Source organism: Micromonospora sp. NPDC023956, assembly GCF_040639195.1.
In the GTDB taxonomy this organism is placed as follows: Bacteria; Actinomycetota; Actinomycetes; order Mycobacteriales; family Micromonosporaceae; genus Micromonospora.
This window is the reverse complement of sequence record NZ_JBEZZN010000003.1, coordinates 166,568-185,205: the sequence shown is the minus strand read 5'-3', so window position 1 is coordinate 185,205 and position 18,638 is coordinate 166,568. Positions and strand designations below refer to the sequence as shown.

Sequence of the window (18,638 nt, the reverse complement as noted above, 5' to 3'; positions counted from 1 at the left end):
CATCATCGGCGGCGCGATGACAGAACAGAGTTTCGCCGACCGGGTCAGCCGGTGGTACGAGCAGAACGCCCGCGACCTGCCGTGGCGCGGTCCCGACGTGAGCCCCTGGGCGATCCTGGTCAGCGAGGTCATGTTGCAGCAGACCCCGGTGGTACGGGTGCTGCCGGCGTGGCAGGCGTGGCTGGCCCGGTGGCCGGTGCCGGCCGCCCTGGCCGCCGACAGTCCGGCCGAGGCGATCCGGATGTGGGGGCGGCTCGGCTACCCCCGCCGGGCGGTACGCCTGCACGAGTGCGCGGTGGCCCTGGTGGACCGGCACGGTGGCGGGGTGCCGGACCAGCTGGACCAGTTGCTCGCCCTGCCCGGCGTCGGGACGTACACCGCGCGGGCGGTGGCGGCCTTCGCGTTCGGGCAACGACACCCGGTGGTGGACACCAACGTCCGTCGGGTGGTGGCGCGGGCGGTGGCCGGGGAGCCGGACGCCGGCCCGACCACCCGCCCGTCCGACCTGGTGGCGACGGAGGAGCTGCTGCCGGTCGAGCCGGCTGCCGCCGCGTTGGCGAGCGCGGCGTTCATGGAACTGGGGGCGGTGGTCTGCACCGCCCGGTCACCGCGCTGTGCGGTCTGTCCGGTGGAGACGGTCTGCGCCTGGCGGGCCTCCGGTCAGCAGGCGCCGGCCGGTCCGACCCGCCGCCCACAGCGGTACGCCGGCACCGACCGGCAGGTGCGCGGGCTACTGCTCGCGGTGTTGCGGGAGGCGACCGGCCCGGTGCCCCGGCCCCGGCTGGACCAGGTCTGGTCCGACGACGTACAACGTTCCCGTGCGCTGGCCGGACTGGTCACCGACGGGTTGGTGGAACCGGCCGGTACGGCCGCCTACCGACTCGTCGGCGACGCCCCCGCAGCAACCGGCCAGCCCCTCACCTGAGCGCGGTTGCGGGGTCACCCGGCAACCACATCCAGCCGGCGACGCAGCCACCCGTACGAGCACCCGGCAGCCACCCGTACGAGCACGCGGTGCACCACTGCTGCGGCTGCCCTGGCGCGAGCAAGGGGCGAGGGCTCGGCGGCTTTCGCCACCGGGCCCTCGCCTCGGTTGTTCGTCGGCCCCGCAGGTGGTGAGACCTGCCGGAGGGTCGACCGGTTACGCCGCCTCGTCCGCGCCCGTCGCGGCAGTGCCGCCGAGATCCGCCGGGACGGCGTCCGGCACGTCGACCGGCCGTTCCGCACCCCGGAAGACGAGCTTGGACTTGTCGATGTTCTCCGGGTCGCCCTCGCAGTCCACCACCACGATCTGACCCGGGATCAGCTCGTTGAAGAGGATTCGCTCGGAGAGGTTGTCCTCGATGTCGCGCTGGATCGTGCGACGCAGCGGACGGGCCCCGAGCACCGGGTCGAAGCCCTTGGTGGCCAGGTACTTCTTGGCGCTGTCGGTCAGCTCCAGACCCATGTCCTTGTTGCGCAGCTGGTTCTCGATCCGGGCGATCATGATGTCCACGATCGAGAGGATCTCCAGCTGGCGCAGCTGGTGGAAGACGATGGTGTCGTCGATCCGGTTGAGGAACTCGGGCCGGAAGTGCTGCTTCAGCTCGTCGTTGACCTTCTGCTTCATCCGGTCGTAGTTGGACTCGGAGTCCTCCGACGCCTGGAAGCCCATGGACACCGCCTTGGCCACGTCCCGGGTACCGAGGTTGGTGGTCAGGATGATGACGGTGTTCTTGAAGTCCACGATCCGGCCCTGGCCGTCGGTGAGCCGACCGTCCTCCAGGATCTGGAGCAGCGTGTTGAACACGTCCGGGTGGGCCTTCTCGATCTCGTCGAAGAGGACCACCGAGAACGGCCGACGCCGGACCTTCTCGGTCAGCTGCCCGCCCTCGTCGTAGCCGACGTAGCCGGGAGGCGCACCGACCAGCCGGGAGACGGTGTACCGGTCGTGGAACTCGGACATGTCGAGCTGGATCAGCGCGTCCTCGCTGCCGAAGAGGAACTCGGCGAGCGCCTTGGAGAGCTCGGTCTTACCGACACCGGAGGGCCCGGCGAAGATGAACGAGCCGGACGGGCGCTTCGGGTCCTTCAGGCCGGCCCGGGTACGCCGGATCGCCTTCGAGACCGCCTTGACCGCGTCCTCCTGGCCGATGACGCGCTTGTGCAGCTCGTCCTCCATGCGCAGCAGGCGGGAGGTCTCCTCCTCGGTCAGCTTGTAGACCGGGATGCCGGTCCAGTTGCCGAGGACCTCGGCGATCTGCTCGTCGTCGACCTCGCTGACGACGTCCAGGTCGCCCGCCTTCCACTCCTTCTCGCGCTGGGCCTTCTGGCCGAGGAGCTGCTTCTCCTTGTCGCGGAGCTGGGCGGCGCGCTCGAAGTCCTGCGCGTCGATCGCGGACTCCTTGTCCCGGCGGACCTGGGCGATCCGCTCGTCGAAGTCGCGCAGGTCCGGCGGCGCGGTCATCCGGCGGATCCGCATCCGGGCACCGGCCTCGTCGATCAGGTCGATCGCCTTGTCCGGCAGGAAGCGGTCGGAGATGTACCGGTCGGCCAGGGTCGCGGCGGCCACCAGGGCGGCGTCGGTGATGCTCACCCGGTGGTGTGCCTCGTACCGGTCGCGCAGGCCCTTGAGGATCTCGATGGTGTGGGCCAGCGAGGGCTCACCGACCTGGATCGGCTGGAACCGCCGCTCGAGCGCGGCGTCCTTCTCCAGGTGCTTGCGGTACTCGTCGAGGGTGGTCGCGCCGATGGTCTGGAGTTCGCCCCGGGCCAGCATCGGCTTGAGGATGCTGGCGGCGTCGATCGCCCCCTCGGCGGCACCCGCACCCACCAGGGTGTGGATCTCGTCGATGAAGAGGATGATGTCGCCGCGGGTGCGGATCTCCTTGAGCACCTTCTTGAGGCGCTCCTCGAAGTCACCGCGGTAGCGGGAGCCGGCGACCAGGGCACCGAGGTCGAGGGTGTAGAGCTGCTTGTCCTTGAGCGTCTCGGGCACCTCGCCCTTGATGATCTTCTGGGACAGCCCCTCCACCACGGCGGTCTTGCCGACGCCGGGCTCACCGATCAGGACCGGGTTGTTCTTGGTACGGCGGGACAGCACCTGCATGACCCGCTCGATTTCCTTCTCGCGCCCGATGACCGGGTCGAGCTTGCCCTCCCGGGCGGCCTGGGTCAGGTTGCGGCCGAACTGGTCCAGCACGAGGCTGGTCGACGGCGCGGCCTCGCCGGTGGCGGTGCCCGCGGCGGCCGGCTCCTTGCCCTGGTAGCCGGAGAGGAGCTGGATCACCTGCTGGCGGACCCGGTTGAGGTCGGCGCCCAGCTTGACCAGCACCTGAGCGGCGACACCCTCACCCTCGCGGATCAGGCCGAGCAGGATGTGCTCGGTGCCGATGTAGTTGTGGCCGAGCTGGAGCGCCTCGCGCAGCGAAAGCTCCAGCACCTTCTTGGCCCGGGGCGTGAACGGGATGTGCCCGCTCGGCGCCTGCTGGCCCTGGCCGATGATCTCTTCGACCTGCTGACGGACGCCCTCCAGGGAGATGCCGAGGCTCTCCAGGGCCTTTGCCGCGACACCCTCACCCTCGTGGATCAGGCCCAGCAGGATGTGTTCCGTACCGATGTAGTTGTGGTTGAGCATCCGGGCCTCTTCTTGGGCCAGGACGACAACCCGTCGCGCTCGGTCGGTGAACCGCTCGAACATGCCCTCGTGCTCCTCACGTGCCGTGCGCACTCGATCTTGATGGTCAAGACTCTTGGCGGGGCCGGTGCGCGGACGACCGGGGTGGGCGTCCGTGCCTCCTTACTCTATCGCCGCGAACCGACTCCGCTGAGGTCGTGTGTCCCCGCTCGGCGCCGGGTTCGCGTCGTTTTACCCAACCGTCCGCGCTCAGGAGGTGTTCCGGGCGCCTGTCCTGTACGCGCAGAGCGAAATTCGCTGGGCCGGTGGACGGGGGTCGACGGGCCTCCGGGCCTCCGAACGGCCTTCCACAGGCTGTGGACAACTCCTCCACCGGTTGTGGACAACGTCCGTTCCGCCGGTTTCCTTCCCGGCGGCGCGCACGGCGTCACCCGACGGTCCCCTGAGCCGCCGCCGGCCGTGACGGGACGACCCCGGGTGGGCCGCCCGGTGACGAACGGCGGACCCGGTGACGAACGGTGACGAACGGCGGAGCCGGTGACGAACGATGGGAGTCGGTGACGGAGCGACGCCGGCCCGGAGCGGGTGCTCCGGGCCGGCGTCGGTGTCGCTCGGTCGAGGGCCGACGTCAGTGACCGGCCTTCGCGTGGAACTCGTCGACGATCTCCTGCGGGATGCGCCCCCGGTCGGAGATCTCCCGTCCCTCCCGCTTCGCCCAGTCCCGGATCGCCTTGTTCTGCGCCCGGTCCGCGGTGGCGCCGCCCCGGCCGCGCGCGGCCCGACCGCCGACCACCACGCCCCCTCGACCGACCTTCGAGCCGGCCGCGACGTAGGGGGCGAATAGCTCCCGCAATTTCTCGGCGTTCTTGTTGGAGAGGTCGATCTCGTACTGAACGCCGTCGAGCGCGAACTTGACGGTCTCGTCGGCGTCTCCGCCGTCCAGGTCATCGACCAGCTTGTGAATGATCTGCTTGGCCACGTGCCATTCCTTTCGAGCAGGTTCTCCTGCTAACAAGAGCACAATAGCGGGCACGATGCTGACCCCGTCAATAGGACGGCGGATTCACCCGACGAGTAGGCTCGCTACTCTGGGCGCACCAAGGGGAAGAGGATCGTTTCCCGAATTCCCAGGCCGGTCAGGGCCATCAACAGCCGGTCGATTCCCATTCCCATACCCCCGGCGGGCGGCATTCCGTACTCCATGGCCCGCAGGAAGTCCTCGTCGAGCCGCATGGCCTCGTCGTCACCACGGGCCCCCAGCGCCGCCTGGGCGACCAGCCGCTCCCGCTGCACCACCGGGTCCACCAGCTCGGAGTACGCGGTGGCCAGCTCGAAACCGAGGACGTAGAGGTCCCACTTCTCGGCCAGGCCGGGCTCGTGCCGGTGCCCCCGGGTCAGCGGGCTGGTCTCCTCGGGGTAGTCCCGCACGAAGGTGGGCTCCTGGAGGCCCGGCACCACCAGCTCCTCGAAGAGTTCCTCGGCGAGCTTGCCCGAACCCCACTTCGGGTCGACGGAAAGACCGACCTTCTCCGCGTACTGCACCAGACGGGCGTGCTCGGTGCGGACGGTGACCTCCTCGCCGAGCGCCTCGGAAAGCGCACCGAAGAGCGTCACCGAGCGCCACTCGCCGCCGAGGTCGAACTCCCGGCCGTCGGCGTGGGTCACCGTGGTGGACCCGGCCACCGCGGTCGCCGCCCGCTGCACCAGATTCCGGGTGAGCGCGGCCATCGTGTCGTAGTCGCCGTACGCCTCGTACGCCTCGAGCATCGCGAACTCGGGCGAGTGCGAAGAGTCGATGCCCTCATTACGGAAGTTACGGTTGATCTCGAAGACCCGGTCGACGCCGCCGACCACGGCCCGCTTGAGAAACAGTTCCGGGGCGATTCGTAGATAGAGATCCGTACCCAACGCATTGCTGTGCGTCACGAATGGGCGTGCCGCGGCCCCGCCGTGCAGGAGCTGGAGCATCGGGGTCTCGACCTCGATGAATCCCTCACCGTGCAGACAGTCGCGCAGGCTGCGCACCGCCGCCGCCCGCGTCCGCACCATCTGGCGGGCCTGCGGACGGACGATCAGGTCGACGTACCGTTGCCGGACCCGGGCCTCCTCGCTGAGCGGCTTGTGCGCCACCGGCAGCGGTCGCAGCGCCTTGGCGGTGACCGCCCACTGCTCGACCAGCACGGACAGTTCCCCCCGCCGGCTGGTGATCACCTCGCCGGTGACGCCGACGAGGTCGCCCAGGTCGACCTGGCGCTTCCAGTCCTCCAGCCGCTCGGGACCGACCCGGTCCAGCGAGAGCATCGCCTGCAACTCGGTGCCGTCGCCGTCCCGCAGCGTGGCGAAGCAGAGCTTGCCGGTGTTCCGTACGAAGATCACCCGGCCGGTGACCGCGACCCGGTCGCCGGTGGCGGTGTCGGTGGGCAGGTCGACGTACTTCTCCCGGACCGCGGCCAGGGTGCTGGTGCGGGGATAGCCGATCGGGTAGGGCTCCACACCGTCGGCGAGCATCCGGTCACGCTTCTCCCGGCGGACCTTCATCTGCTCGGGAAGGTCGTCGGCGGGATCGATCGGCACGGGGTTCTGCTCGGTCACGGCATGCGTCCTCAGCGGGAGAAATCGGGTGGGTCCAAGGCACGAGCCTACTCAAGCCCCTCCGGGGGCCGGCACTCGATAACCTGCCGGCATGGTCGATTCCACCCACGCGCTGTCGTTCGGCACGGCCGCCGCCGAGTACGACCGGTTCCGGCCCCGCTATCCGGAGGCGGCCCTGCGCTGGGCGCTCGCCGGCCTCGCCCCGTCCGCCCGGATCGTCGACCTGGGCGCCGGCACCGGCATCCTGACCCGGAGCCTGCTGGCGCTCGGGCACCCGGTGGACGCCGTGGAACCCGACCCCGGGATGCGGGCCCGGTTCGCCGCCACCACACCCGACGGCACCGCCCTGGCCGGCACGGCCGAAGCGATGCCGCTGCCCGACGGGCACGCCGACGCGGTGCTGGCCGGCCAGGCGTACCACTGGTTCGACCGCGAGCGCGCACACCCGGAGATCGCCCGGGTGCTGCGGCCCGGCGGCACCCTCGCGCTGGTCTGGAACCTGCGCGACGACCGGACGCCCTGGGTGACCGAGCTGAGCCGGATCGCCGAGATCGGCGACACCGTCGACAACCTGCTGGCGAGCGTCACCGACGTCGGCCCCCGGTTCGCCGCCCCGGAGTGGGCCGAGTTCCCGCACGCCACCGTGCTCACCCCGGACGAGCTGCTCGGCATGGTGCACACCCGCTCGCACTACCTGACCGCGACGCCGGAGCGCCGGCGACAGGTCGACCGGGAACTGCGCGACCTGCTCCGCTCCCATCCCGACCTGGCCGGCCGGGAGACCCTCGTCCTGCCGTACCGGACGTTGGTGCTCCGCGCCCGCCGGCACTGACCCCTCCCCGGCCGGCCCCGCCGCGGGACGCCCCGCAGGGCCGCCGGCACCGATCCCGCCCGGCCGGCTCCGCCACCGGACGCCGCAGGGCCGCCGAACGGTCCCGACGCCCTCAGTTGTTGCGCTCGTAGACCATGCGCAGACCGATCAGGGTGATCATCGGTTCGTGGTGGGTGATGGTGCGACACTCGTTGATCACCAGCGAGGCCAGCCCACCGGTGGCGATCACCGCCCTGACCTCGCCCAGCTCCTCGGTCATCCGCTCGACGATCCGGTCCACCTGGCCGGCGAAACCGAAGTAGAGGCCGGACTGGAGGCACTCGACGGTGTTCTTGCCGATCACCGACCGGGGCTTCGTGGCCTCGACCTTGCGCAGCTGGGCCGCGCGGGCGGCGAGGGCGTCGAAGGAGATCTCGATGCCCGGCGCGAACGCCCCGCCCAGGAACTCGCCCCGACCGCTGATCACGTCGAAGTTGGTGGTGGTGCCGAAGTCCACCACGATCGACGGCCCGCCGTAGAGGGTGTACGCGGCGAGCGTGTTGACCACCCGGTCCGACCCGACCTCCTTGGGATTGTCGATGGCGAGCTGCACCCCCGTCCGCACCCCCGGCTCGACGACCACGCTGGGCAGGTCGCCGTAGTAGCGGGCCAGCATGGTCCGGAGCGAGCGGAGCGCGGCCGGCACGGTGGAGCAGGCGGCGACTCCGGTGATCTCCACCGCGTCCCCCGCGAGCAGGCCCCGGAACATCAGGCCCAGCTCGTCCGCGGTCGAACGGGCGTCGGTCTTGATCCGCCAGGAGTGCACCAGCCGGTCCCCGTCGAAGGTCGCCAGCACGGTGTTGGTGTTTCCGATGTCGATGCAGAGCAGCACGCACGCAGCCTAGACAACGCCGGCAGCGATCACCCGGTGCGCAGGTCCAACGCGATGTCCAGGATCGGCGAGGAGTGGGTCAACGCGCCCACCGACAGGTAGTCCACACCGGTGGCGGCGTACTCGGCGGCGACGTCCAGGGTCAGCCCGCCGGTCGCCTCCAATTCGGCCCGGTCACCCACCGCCGCCACCACCTCGGTCAGCGTCGCCGGGGTCATGTTGTCCAGCAGCAGGAAGTCCGCGCCGGCCTCGACCGTCTCCACCGCCTCGGCCAGCGTGTCCACCTCCACCTGCACCGCCACCCCGGGGAACGCCTCGCGCACCCGCCGGTAGGCGGCGGCGATCCCGCCGGCCGCGAACTTGTGGTTGTCCTTGATCATCGCGACGTCGTGCAGGCCCATCCGCTTGTTGGTACCGCCGCCGGCCCGCACCGCGTACTTCTCCAGGGAGCGCAGCCCCGGAGTGGTCTTCCGGGTGTCCAGCACCATCGCCTTCGTACCGGCCAGCACGTCCGCCCAGGCCCGGGTGTGGGTGGCCACCCCGGAGAGCCGGCAGAGCAGGTTGAGCGCCGTCCGCTCGGCGGTGAGCAGCGACCGGGTCGGGCCGGTCACCGTGGCCAGCACGGCCCCCCGCGTCACCCGCGCGCCGTCGGCCGCCAGCAGGGACACCTCCACCGTACGGTGGTCGCCGGTCACCGGGCCGACCAGCTCGAACACGGCCGCCGCGACGGCCAGCCCGGCGACCACGCCGTCGGCGCGGGCCACCAGGTCGGCCGTGTCGGTCTGCTCGGCCGGGATGGTGGCGAGGCTGGTGACGTCCCGGAACTCCGGGCCGAGGTCCTCCCGCAGGGCGTTCTCGACGATCCGCCGCACCTCGGACGGGTCGAGCCCGGCCTCCCGCAGCGCCTGCTCCGTCCACTCCCTCATCGGGCCTCCTCGGTTCGTGACCGCCCGGCCCGCCGGACCGGTCCACTCCGCACGCTCACGCGGACTCCTCCCACCGCTGGGTCAGCCGGCCGCCGGCCCCGATCGCGCCGACCAGGTGGCCGCGCCAGCTGTCGTCGGCCGTCGGGAAGTCCTCCCGCCAGTGGCAACCCCGGGTCTCCCGACGGGCGTACGCGGCGGCGACCAGCGTCGACGCCACCGTGACCAGGTTCGTCGCCTCCCAGCTCGCCGTACGGGGCTCGCCCCGCCCCGCGCCGAGTTCGGTCAGCGTCCCCGCCGTCGCGGCCAGGGTCTCCGCCGAGCGGAGCACCCCCGCGCCCCGGGTCATCGCCCGTTGCAGCGCCGGGGTCACCTCCGCCGGCACCACCCAGCCACCCCCGCCCCGCCACGCGCCGGTCGGCGCGGGCTGCGCCTGCTCGGGCAGGCTCCGGGCGATGTCCTCGGCGATCCGCCGGGAGAAGACCAACCCCTCCAGCAGCGAGTTGCTGGCCAGCCGGTTCGCCCCGTGCACACCGGTGCAGGCCACCTCGCCGCAGGCGTACAGGCCGGGGATGGAGGTCTGGCCGCGCAGGTCCGTGCGGACGCCGCCGGACGCGTAGTGGGCCGCGGGCGCGACCGGGATGAGGTCGGTCGCCGGGTCCACCCCGATGGCCAGGCAGGAGGCCACGATGGTCGGGAAGCGGCGGGCCAGGTGCACGCCGCCCAGGTGCCGGGCGTCGAGGTAGACGTGGTCGGCGCCACTGGCCAGCAGCACCCGGTGGATGCCCTTGGCCACCACGTCCCGGGGAGCCAGCTCGGCCAGCTCGTGCTGCCCCACCATGAACCGCTTGCCGTCCGCGTCGACCAGGTGCGCGCCCTCGCCGCGCAGCGCCTCGGAGACCAGCGGCTGTTGGGCGTGCCCGGCCCCGGGAATCCGGGCCCGCTCGGGCACGATCAGCGCGGTCGGATGGAACTGCACGAACTCGACGTCGGTGACGGCCGCGCCGGCCCGCAGGGCCAGCGCGACACCGTCCCCGGTCGACACGGCCGGGTTGGTGGTCGCCGCGAAGATCTGCCCCATTCCGCCGGTGGCCAGGACCACCGCGCGGGCCAGCAGCGCGCCGACCCCGTCCTCGCTGCCCTCGCCGAGCACGTGCAGGGTGATCCCGCAGGCCCGGCCGAGCCCGCCGGGGCCGTCCCCGGGAGCCCGCAGCAGATCCAGCACCAGGGCGTGCTCGACCAGGCGGATCCACGGGTCGCGGCGGACCGCGGCGTGCAGCGCCCGCTGCACCTCCGCGCCGGTGGCGTCCCCGCCGGCGTGCACGATCCGGTCCGCCCGGTGCCCGCCCTCCCGGGTCAGCATCAGCGATCCGTCCGGGTGCCGGTCGAACTCCGCCCCGATCCGCATCAGCTCCCGCAGCCGGGTGGGCCCCTCCTCCACCAGCACCCGCACCGCCGCCGGGTCACAGAGCCCCACCCCGGCGACCTCGGTGTCGTACGCGTGCGCGTCCGGCGTGTCCGCCGGGTCGAGCACGGCGGCGATGCCCCCCTGCGCCCAGCGGGTCGAGCCCTCGTCGATGTTCACCTTGGTGACCACGGTGACGTGCAGCCCCGCCTCCCGCAGGTGCAGCGCGGCGGTCAGGCCGGCGACCCCGGACCCGACCACGATCACGTCGGTGGTCTCGACCCAGCCGGGCTCGGGCGCGGCCAGCAGCGGGGGAACGCCGGGCAGCGCGACGGTCGACAGCTCCATGGGCACAGTCAACCGCGTCGTCCCCGGTCGCGCAGCGGCGGGGCCGCACCGAGTGGCGCGGCCGACCCGCCGCCCCGGCCCGGGGTGGTCGGGGCGGTCAGCGGGTACGGATGGGCAGGGTCTTCGGACCGGCTCCCTTGAGCGAGCGGGTCACCGTGCGGTCGCTGAGCCAGAGGTAGCAGCGCACGCCCCGGTCACCGGCCTTCCAGCGCCCCTGGCCCGGCGGGCGTACCACCAGGTCGGTGCGGAACCGCAGGTAGCTGTCGGCCGGCAGGCCGGCGTAGCGGGCGAGGACCGACCAGCAGCCGGTGTGGACCGGGGCCCAGTCGGCGGGCTTCGCCGGGTACGGGGTGTCCGGCGCCTTCCACACCCCGACGAACTCCGCGTTGTGTGCCTTCGCACAGTCGGCCGGGGTGACCGCCTGCACGCCCAACTCGGGGCCGGTACGCGCGTTCTGGCAGCCCAGCCGGAGCGGGGAGGCCGCCTTGAGGGCGTCGCGCAGGCTGCCGGAGCGCAGGACCGTCCGGCCGCTCCGTTCGACGGTGTCGACCTCGGTGACGTCGCACCGGTACCAGCGGGCACCGCCCGCCCAGCCCACCGTGGACGGCAGCGCCACCCCGAGTCGTAGCCGACCGGCCCGCCACTCGTCACCGACGTACGCCGAGGTGCGGGTGTCACACTCGGCGAAGGCGGCCCGCATCGGCGACGAGTCGACCGCCGGCAGGGCGGTGACCGTGGGCGCAAAGGTGCCCACGTGCGCGGTCTCCACCCGGTGCGGGAGGCCGCAGTCCACCGGCTCGACGGTGGTGGGCCGGACCACGTCGGCGAAGTCGGCCACCTGGCAGACCCCGACCGGCGGCACGAACGGCCCGGGGGCGGCCAGGGCGGCCCAGTCGTCGACCAGGTCGCCGTCCAGCCCTGCGGTGTCGGCGCAGCCGGTCAGCAGGGTGGCCGTCAGCAACCCGGCGGCCAGGCTCCTCCTCGCACGGCGCATCGCGGCCTCCCCCAGCCAGCGGCCGTCGCCCGACGGCGCGCGGTAAGGGTAACCAGAAATGACCCTCCGGTAACAGAGCGGATGGGCGGGCCGGAACCGGACGCTCGGCCCGGTACCGCCCTCGCGACCGGCCGGCGGCGACGGGTCAGCGGACGGCGACCAGGTCCCCGCGTACCGGGTCGCCGACCATGCCGGGGGCCACCCCGGCCGGGTCGGCCCCCAGCTCGATGACCCGGTTGTCGGCGTCCACGTGCACCACCCGGGGCTGGTACGTCCGCGCCTCGGCGTCGTCCATCTGGCCGTACGAGATGAGGATGACCAGGTCACCGGGGTGCACCAGGTGCGCGGCGGCCCCGTTGATGCCGATCACGCCGCTGCCCCGCTCGCCGGGGATGACGTAGGTCTCCAGCCGCGCGCCGTTGGTGATGTCCACGATCGCCACCTGCTCGCCGGGGAGCAGGTCGGCGGCGTCGAGGAGGTCCTGGTCCACGGTCACCGAGCCGACGTAGTGCAGGTCGGCCTGGGTCACCGTGGCCCGGTGGATCTTCGACTTCAGCATCGTGCGGTACATCGGAGTCGCCTCTCGCGCATCGGGTGCCGGACCGGGCCGGCCGGGCCCGGGTGGCATGGTCATCGGGGGTCGAGCCGGATCGCCAGGTTGTCGATGAGCCGCGTCGTGCCGACCCGTGCCGCGATCAGCAGCCGGGCCGGACCGGTGACCGGACCGGGTTCCAGGTCCGGGTCGGCGAGGGCCAGGTAGTCCAGTTCCACGTCCGGCCCGTCGTGCTGGTAGAAGGCGGCGTTGGCGGCGGCCAGCACGTCGGCGGCGGTCGCGCCGTCGGAGGCGGCCAGCGAGCCCGCGTGCAGCGCCGCCGACAGGCTCCGCGCGGTGGCCCGCTCGGTCGGGGACAGGTAGCGGTTGCGGCTGGACAGGGCGAGCCCGTCCGGCTCGCGGACCGTCGGCACACCGACCACCCGGACCGGCACGTCGAGGTCGCGGACCATCCGCCGGACCAGGGTGAGCTGCTGGTAGTCCTTCTCGCCGAAGAAGGTGAGGTCGGCCCGGGTGAGCTGGAGGAGCTTCAGGACCACGGTGAGCACCCCGTGGAAGAAGCCGGGGCGGCTCTCCCCCTCCAGTTCGCCGCCGAGCCGGCCCGGGTCGAGGCGCACCCGGGATGCCCCGTCCGGGTACATCTCCGCCACCGACGGGGCGAAGACGAGGTCCGCCCCGGCCCGCCGGCACACGTCGAGATCCTCGTCGAGGGTGCGCGGGTACCGGTCGAAGTCCTCGTTCGGCCCGAACTGCAACGGGTTGACGAAGACCGTCACCAGCACGTGATCGGCCTGCTCCCGGGCCGCCCGCAGCAGCGACTCGTGCCCGGCGTGCAGGGCGCCCATGGTCATCACCACCCCGACCGTGCCGGTCAGGGCGGACCGCGCCGCCGCCAGCTCCGCGCGGGTGTGCACCACCGTGGTCACGCCGCCGCCTCCCCGGGTACGCCGGCCAGCACTCCGAGCAGCGGCTCCGCGTCCACCGGACGGAGCCGCCCGGCGGCGATCGCCCGGTCGGCGGTCCGCCGGGCCAGCGCGAGGTACGCCCCGACCGCGTCCGGTGCGGTCGCCGTCAACCGCTCGAGATGCCGCGCGACGGTGCCGGCGTCGCCGCGCGACACCGGGCCGGTCAACGCGTCGTCCCCGAGCCGCAGGGCGTTCTCCAGGGCCGCCCGCAGCAGCGGGGCCAGCACCCGGGTCGGCTCGTCCACCCCGGCGTCGCGCAGCCGGTCGGCTGCCTCGTTGACCAGCGTGACCAGGTGGTTCGCGCCGTGTGCCAGGGCGGCGTGGTACAGCGGCCGGTCGGGTTCGGCGATCCACTCCGGCACGCCGCCGAGGTCGGCGACCAGCCGGGCGGCCAGCGTCCGCAGCTCCGGCGGGGCGGTCACCCCGTACGAGACGCCGGGCAGGCGGTCGAGGTCGTCGGGCGTACCGGTGAAGGTCATCGCGGGGTGCAGCGCCAGCGGCCGGGCGCCCACCTCGGCCGCCGGGGCGAGCGCGCCGAGCCCGTGCGCGCCGGAGGTGTGCGCGACCACCTGGCCGGGGCGGAGAACGCCGCTCTCCGCGAGCCCCGCCACCACGGCGGTGAGCGCGTCGTCCGGGACCGCGACGAACAGCAGGTCGGTGGCGGCTCGGGCGACCGCCAGCACCGGGCGACGCGGAACGGCGGGCAGCAGCCGGGCGATCCGGGCGGTGGAGGCGGTGGAGACCCCGGCGGCGGCGACCACCCGGTGACCGGCGGCGGTGAGCGCCGCGCCCAGCACGGCACCGACCCGGCCGGCACCGATCACGCCGACCGTGAGGTGGCGGGGAAAGACGGGAACGGAGCCCGACGGTACGACGACGCCGGTGGGCGCGCCGGGGCGCGGGCGCAGGGATGCGCTCATGGCGGTGATCCAGTCCTCGGAGGTGGGTACCGGTCAGCGCAAGTATGCGCCGTGGTCAGCGGGCGGCACAGACAGGTGTGAAAACCTTCACCAGCCAGGTGGGGCCCCGGCCCGGACGGAGCGGGCGGCCCGCTGACCGTAGGGTCGGCACGTGACCCCACCTGAACCCGGGACGCGCTGATGGACACCGGCTGGCGGGCGGCGATGACCACGGCGCTCTACGGTCCTGACGGCTTCTTCGTGGCCGGCACCGGCCCGGCGACGCACTTCCGGACCAGTGTGCACGCGTCCCCGGTGTTCGGCGCGGCGCTGCTGCGGCTGGTCGGGGCGGTCGACACGGCGCTCGGGCATCCCGACCGGCTGGACGTGGTCGACGTGGGCGCGGGCCGGGGTGAACTGCTCACCACCCTCGCCCGGCTCGCCGCCGGCCCCGCGACCGGCGGGCTCGCCAGCCGCACCGACCAGGCCGGTCGCCGCACCCGGGAGGCCGACCACCACGCCGACCAGACCGGTCGCCACCCGGACCGGGCCGGTGGTGGCCCGGCGGACGGTGCCGGGCCACCACCGCCGCTGGCGGACCGGCTCCGGCTCACCGCGGTCGAGGTGGCTCCCCGGCCGGCCGGGCTGTCACCCGCCGTCGACTGGCGGGACCGGCCGCCGGACGGGATCACCGGACTGCTGCTGGCCACCGAGTGGCTGGACAACGTGCCGCTGGACGTCGCGGTGGCCACCGACGACGGCTGGCGCACCGTGCTGGTCGACCCGGCCGGCGTCGAGTCGGTCGGCGGGCCGGTCGACCCCGCCGACGCCGAGTGGCTGGCGACCTGGTGGCCGGCGGCGGCGCCCGGCGGACGGGCCGAGATCGGGCGGACCCGGGACGCGGCCTGGGCGGCGGCCGTACGCGCCGTCGACCGGGGACTCGCCCTGGCCGTCGACTACGGGCACCTGCGCTCGGGCCGGCCGCTCGACGGGACGCTCACCGGGTACCGGGCCGGGCGGCAGGTGCCGCCGGTACCGGACGGTTCCCGTGACCTCACCGCACACGTCGCCGTGGACGCGGTCGGCGTCGCCGGCTCGGCGGTGACCGGTACGCCGTACACGCTGCTCGGTCAGCGGGAGGCGCTCCGGGCGCTCGGGGCCGACGGCGGCCGGCCGCCGCTGACCCTGGCCTCCACCGACCCGGCCGGCTACGTCCGCGCGCTCGCCGCCGCGTCGGCGGTCGCCGAACTGACCGATCCGGCGGGGCTCGGCGGGCACTGGTGGCTGCTGCAACCGGTGGGTATCCCCGCGCCGCCGCTGGCACCGTCCGGGTCCACCCTGCCGGCGGCCCCCTGAGCCGCGTTCGTGGCACGATGTCGGGCATGACCACCGACGCCGGGAGCCTGCGTGAGTTGACCGTCGGCACCGGTGCCGGTCTGGACACCGCCGACATGGTGCTCAACATCGGCCCGCAGCACCCCTCCACGCACGGGGTGCTCCGGCTGAAGCTGGTGCTCGACGGCGAGCGGGTCGTCGCCTGCGAGCCGATCGTCGGGTACATGCACCGGGGGGCCGAGAAGCTCTTCGAGGTCCGCGACTACCGGCAGATCATCGTGCTGGCCAACCGGCACGACTGGCTGTCCGCCTTCTCCAACGAGCTGGGCGTGGTGCTCGCCGTCGAGCGGCTGATGGGGCTGGAGGTGCCGGAGCGGGCGGTCTGGCTGCGTACCGCCCTCGCCGAGCTGAACCGGGTGCTCAACCACCTGATGTTCCTCGGGTCGTACCCGTTGGAGATCGGCGCGATCACCCCGATGTTCTACGCCTTCCGGGAACGGGAGACGCTCCAGACGGTGCTGGAGGAGGTCTCCGGCGGTCGGATCCACTACATGTTCAACCGGGTCGGTGGGCTCAAGGAGGAGGTGCCGGCCGGCTGGACGAGCCGGGCCCGGACCGCCATCGACGAGGTGCGCCGCCGCCTGCCCGACCTGGACCACCTGATCCGGCGCAACGAGATCTTCCTGGCCCGGACGGTCGGGATCGGCGTGCTCTCCGCCGCCGACGCCGCCGCGTTCGGTGCCTCCGGCCCGGTCGCCCGCGCCTCCGGGCTCGACCTCGACCTGCGGCGGGACGAGCCGTACCTCGCCTACGGGGAACTGGACGTCCCGGTGGTCACCCGCACCACCGGGGACTGCCACGCCCGCTTCGAGGTGCTGCTCGACCAGGTGTACGTCTCACTCGACCTCGCCCAGCAGTGCCTGGACCGGGTGGACCGGCTCACCGGACCGGTCAACACCCGGCTGCCGAAGGTGGTGAAGGCCCCCGAGGGGCACACCTACGCCTGGACCGAGAACCCGCTCGGCATCAACGGCTACTACCTGGTCTCGCGGGGCGAGAAGACGCCGTGGCGGTTGAAGCTGCGCACCGCGTCGTACGCCAACGTGCAGGCGCTGGCCACCCTGATCCCCGGTTGCCTGGTGCCCGACCTCGTGGCGATCCTCGGCTCGATGTTCTTCGTGGTCGGGGACATCGACAAGTAGCCGCCGGGGCGGGCCGCTCGCCGAGGGGAAGACAGCCGCCGGGGAGCCCGGTCAGCGCCGGGAAGACCGCCGCCGGGGAGCCCGGTCAGCGCCGGGAAGACCGCCGCCGGGGAGCCCGGTCAGCGCCAGCGCTCCGGGGAGTCGTCGGCGCGTTCCTCGTACCTCCGGGGGGACCGGCCGTACCGGTCCGGGTCGGGCTCCGACCGCCGTGCCCGGGGCGACGGCTCCGGCCAGTCGTCGGTCTGCCGCCCGCCGCGCCGCGCCGACCACCCGGGTGCCGGCCCCGACCCGTGCGGCGTCGGCCCCGGGTCCGCCGGACGACCGCTCCGCGCCGGTCGCCACTGCTCCGGCACCGGCACCCCACCCGGCGGCAGGGCCCGGTCCGGGTCGGGTCGGTGGTCGCCCCGGGGGTACTCCCGACCGCCTCCACGACCCGGCTCGTCCCGGTGGTACCCGTCGTCCGGGTGCCCCCGCCGGGACCGCCGGACGGCCGCCCAGTGGTCCTCCATCCGCAGCTCGGTGCCGTCGTCGTCGGCGTGCACGGCCGCCCGCCGCTCACCCATCCGCACCTCCCGGCCGTGCTCGTCGTCGCGGACGGTCGCCCACCGGCCACCGGCCCGGACCTCGGACCAGTCGTCGGCACCGGCGTCCGCCGCCGGGTACGTCCGGGCGGGACCGGGCCGCTCCGCCGCGCCCCGCCGGGACCGACCATCGCCACCGGCTTGCCCGGTCCGCTCCCCGCCCGGGGATCCGTACCGCTCGTCGGCAACGCCGTACCGGCCACCGGCCGGGGCGCGCCAGTCCGGGTCCGGGGCGCCGCCGGGACCGGGCCAGTCACGGGCGCCGGCCGACCCCGACCGGTCGTCCGGCCCGGACCAGGGCCGCGCTCCGGCGGGGCCGGATCCGGTCGGCGGGGCGTCCCAGGAGCGGTCGTGGTGTTCCGGAGGGGGCCCCGGCCGGGCCGACCCGCGGGAGCGGCCCGACCGGCCGTGTTCCTCGCGTGCCGGATAGCCGTCCCACCGGTCGGCCCGCTCCGGGGCGTGCCCCGTCCAGGGCTGCTCCTCCGGGGGCGTCCACCGGCCGTAGCCGTCGCCCGACCCCGGATCCGGGGCGGTGCCGTCGACGATGGTGTGCCGGGTGGTCACGTGGACGGTCTCGGTGTGCCGGACCACGCCGACCGGACGGGGCACCTCCGGACCGGGTGCGGCTCCGGGACGGACGTCGGGTCCGTCGGAGCGGGACGGACCGCCGTACACTCCGCCGGTCGCGCGGCCGGCGGCATACCCGGACGCCGCGCGGGGTCGGTTGGCCGGCTCCTGGTCGGCGTACCAGTCCCCGTCCGCCCGGTGGTCGCGGTACGGCTCACCGTCCGGCTCGGCTGCCCGTCGGCGCCCGGTGGCAGGCTCCGCCGAGCGGCGGCGACCGTCCTCCTGGTCGACGGCGCGGCGCCGGCCGCCCTGCGGCTCCCCGACCCGGCGGCGGTCGTCCTCCTCCGGGTCCGCCGGCCGGCGGTCGTCCTCCTCCGGATCCCCGGCACGGCGCCGTCCCGGCGCGGACCCGGTCGACCGGTGGTCGGTCGGGGCGGCCGGGCGCGGGCCGTGGTCCCGCCGGGTGTCCTCCGGTTCCGGCTCGTCGGCGGCCGTCCGGATCGGGTCCGCCCCGGCCGCGTCGGCCACCGCCACCCGCGCCCGCCCGGCCCGGGGGCCGGTGACCGGTGCGGGCGCTCCCTCGTCGATCCGGCCCCCCGCCGGCTCGGCGGACCACCGGGCCGGTTCGGCGGCCGGACGGGCGGAGTGGGCGACGGCGGCGAGTTCGGCCCGCAACTCGTCGACCTCGTCGGCGAGCTGCCGCACCTCGGCGGCGGCGTTCGGGCGGAGGGCGATCGACAGGCCGATCATGGCCACCGCGGTGATCGCCAGCACGGCGGCGACCCGCAGCAGGCCGTTGCCGTCGGCGACCAGCAGCAGCAACGCCGCGAGCGCGGCGGCCGCCAGACCGGCCCGGAACAGGAGGGTCAGCCGCGACGAGACGCGATTGTCGTCCAAGGAGACCGGAGCGGGCATGGGTGTGCAGCCTACCGAGCGTTCCCGGGACGAAAAAGGC

15 protein-coding genes are annotated in these 18,638 nt (G+C 73.9%); 4 read left to right on the top strand and 11 right to left on the bottom strand.

Annotated features, from left to right (window positions below):
• Nucleotides 1–16 precede the first annotated feature (16 nt).
• A complete protein-coding gene (locus tag AB0F58_RS07015) occupies nt 17–925 on the top strand; it encodes an A/G-specific adenine glycosylase (protein WP_357139141.1) in 909 nt (302 codons plus the stop codon).
• Nucleotides 926–1,141: 216 nt separating this feature from the next.
• Here AB0F58_RS07015 and AB0F58_RS07010 read toward each other — a convergent pair whose 3' ends face one another.
• The 3 genes from AB0F58_RS07010 to lysS form a co-directional block, all read right to left on the bottom strand.
• Nucleotides 1,142–3,679 carry an ATP-dependent Clp protease ATP-binding subunit gene (locus tag AB0F58_RS07010; RefSeq protein WP_357140380.1) on the bottom strand — a complete coding sequence of 846 codons (2,538 nt, stop codon included), beginning with the start codon at nt 3,677–3,679 and terminating at the stop codon, nt 1,142–1,144.
• Between the two features lie 565 nt (nt 3,680–4,244).
• A complete protein-coding gene (locus AB0F58_RS07005) occupies nt 4,245–4,595 on the bottom strand; it encodes an Lsr2 family protein (RefSeq protein ID WP_091452795.1) in 351 nt (116 codons plus the stop codon).
• Nucleotides 4,596–4,699: 104 nt separating this feature from the next.
• On the bottom strand, nt 4,700–6,208 hold the full coding sequence (gene lysS / locus AB0F58_RS07000; protein ID WP_357139138.1) for a lysine--tRNA ligase: 1,509 nt from the start codon (nt 6,206–6,208) through the stop codon (nt 4,700–4,702).
• 91 nt (nt 6,209–6,299) lie between these two features.
• Here lysS and AB0F58_RS06995 point away from each other — a divergent pair, with 91 nt between their 5' ends.
• Nucleotides 6,300–7,040: a class I SAM-dependent methyltransferase gene (locus AB0F58_RS06995; protein WP_357139135.1), complete on the top strand. Its 741-nt coding sequence runs from the start codon at nt 6,300–6,302 to the stop codon at nt 7,038–7,040.
• 112 nt (nt 7,041–7,152) lie between these two features.
• Here the strand turns inward: AB0F58_RS06995 and AB0F58_RS06990 are convergent, their stop codons facing one another.
• From AB0F58_RS06990 to AB0F58_RS06960, 7 genes are all read right to left on the bottom strand, one after another.
• Nucleotides 7,153–7,911: a type III pantothenate kinase gene (locus tag AB0F58_RS06990; RefSeq protein ID WP_357139133.1), complete on the bottom strand. Its 759-nt coding sequence runs from the start codon at nt 7,909–7,911 to the stop codon at nt 7,153–7,155.
• 29 nt (nt 7,912–7,940) lie between these two features.
• Nucleotides 7,941–8,837, bottom strand: a complete 897-nt coding sequence (nadC, locus tag AB0F58_RS06985; protein ID WP_357139131.1) for a carboxylating nicotinate-nucleotide diphosphorylase — start codon at nt 8,835–8,837, stop codon at nt 7,941–7,943.
• A gap of 55 nt (nt 8,838–8,892) precedes the next feature.
• Nucleotides 8,893–10,587: an L-aspartate oxidase gene (locus AB0F58_RS06980; RefSeq protein WP_357139128.1), complete on the bottom strand. Its 1,695-nt coding sequence runs from the start codon at nt 10,585–10,587 to the stop codon at nt 8,893–8,895.
• Nucleotides 10,588–10,684: 97 nt separating this feature from the next.
• Nucleotides 10,685–11,581 (bottom strand): septum formation family protein, encoded by an 897-nt coding sequence (locus tag AB0F58_RS06975; RefSeq protein WP_357139126.1) that lies wholly within the window; start codon nt 11,579–11,581, stop codon nt 10,685–10,687.
• A 145-nt stretch (nt 11,582–11,726) separates the two neighbouring features.
• Nucleotides 11,727–12,152, bottom strand: a complete 426-nt coding sequence (gene panD, locus AB0F58_RS06970) for an aspartate 1-decarboxylase (RefSeq protein WP_145821678.1) — start codon at nt 12,150–12,152, stop codon at nt 11,727–11,729.
• A 59-nt stretch (nt 12,153–12,211) separates the two neighbouring features.
• Nucleotides 12,212–13,060: a pantoate--beta-alanine ligase gene (gene panC / locus AB0F58_RS06965; protein ID WP_357139123.1), complete on the bottom strand. Its 849-nt coding sequence runs from the start codon at nt 13,058–13,060 to the stop codon at nt 12,212–12,214.
• The gene (locus AB0F58_RS06960; RefSeq protein ID WP_357139120.1) at nt 13,057–14,019 is read right to left on the bottom strand and encodes a DUF2520 domain-containing protein; all 963 of its coding nucleotides are present in this window, start codon (nt 14,017–14,019) and stop codon (nt 13,057–13,059) included. Before AB0F58_RS06960 ends, panC begins: the two co-directional genes overlap by 4 nt.
• 180 nt (nt 14,020–14,199) lie before the next feature.
• On the opposite strand from AB0F58_RS06960, the gene AB0F58_RS06955 reads away from it, so the two are divergent.
• Together AB0F58_RS06955 and AB0F58_RS06950 are read left to right on the top strand one after the other, a co-directional pair.
• Nucleotides 14,200–15,354, top strand: coding sequence for an SAM-dependent methyltransferase (locus AB0F58_RS06955; RefSeq protein WP_357139118.1), 1,155 nt, complete (start codon nt 14,200–14,202; stop codon nt 15,352–15,354).
• 17 nt (nt 15,355–15,371) lie between these two features.
• Nucleotides 15,372–16,535 carry an NADH-quinone oxidoreductase subunit D gene (locus AB0F58_RS06950; protein WP_357139115.1) on the top strand — a complete coding sequence of 388 codons (1,164 nt, stop codon included), beginning with the start codon at nt 15,372–15,374 and terminating at the stop codon, nt 16,533–16,535.
• A gap of 119 nt (nt 16,536–16,654) precedes the next feature.
• Here the strand turns inward: AB0F58_RS06950 and AB0F58_RS06945 are convergent, their stop codons facing one another.
• Nucleotides 16,655–18,598: a hypothetical protein gene (locus AB0F58_RS06945; protein WP_357139114.1), complete on the bottom strand. Its 1,944-nt coding sequence runs from the start codon at nt 18,596–18,598 to the stop codon at nt 16,655–16,657.
• Between the last annotated feature and the right edge of the window lie 40 nt (nt 18,599–18,638).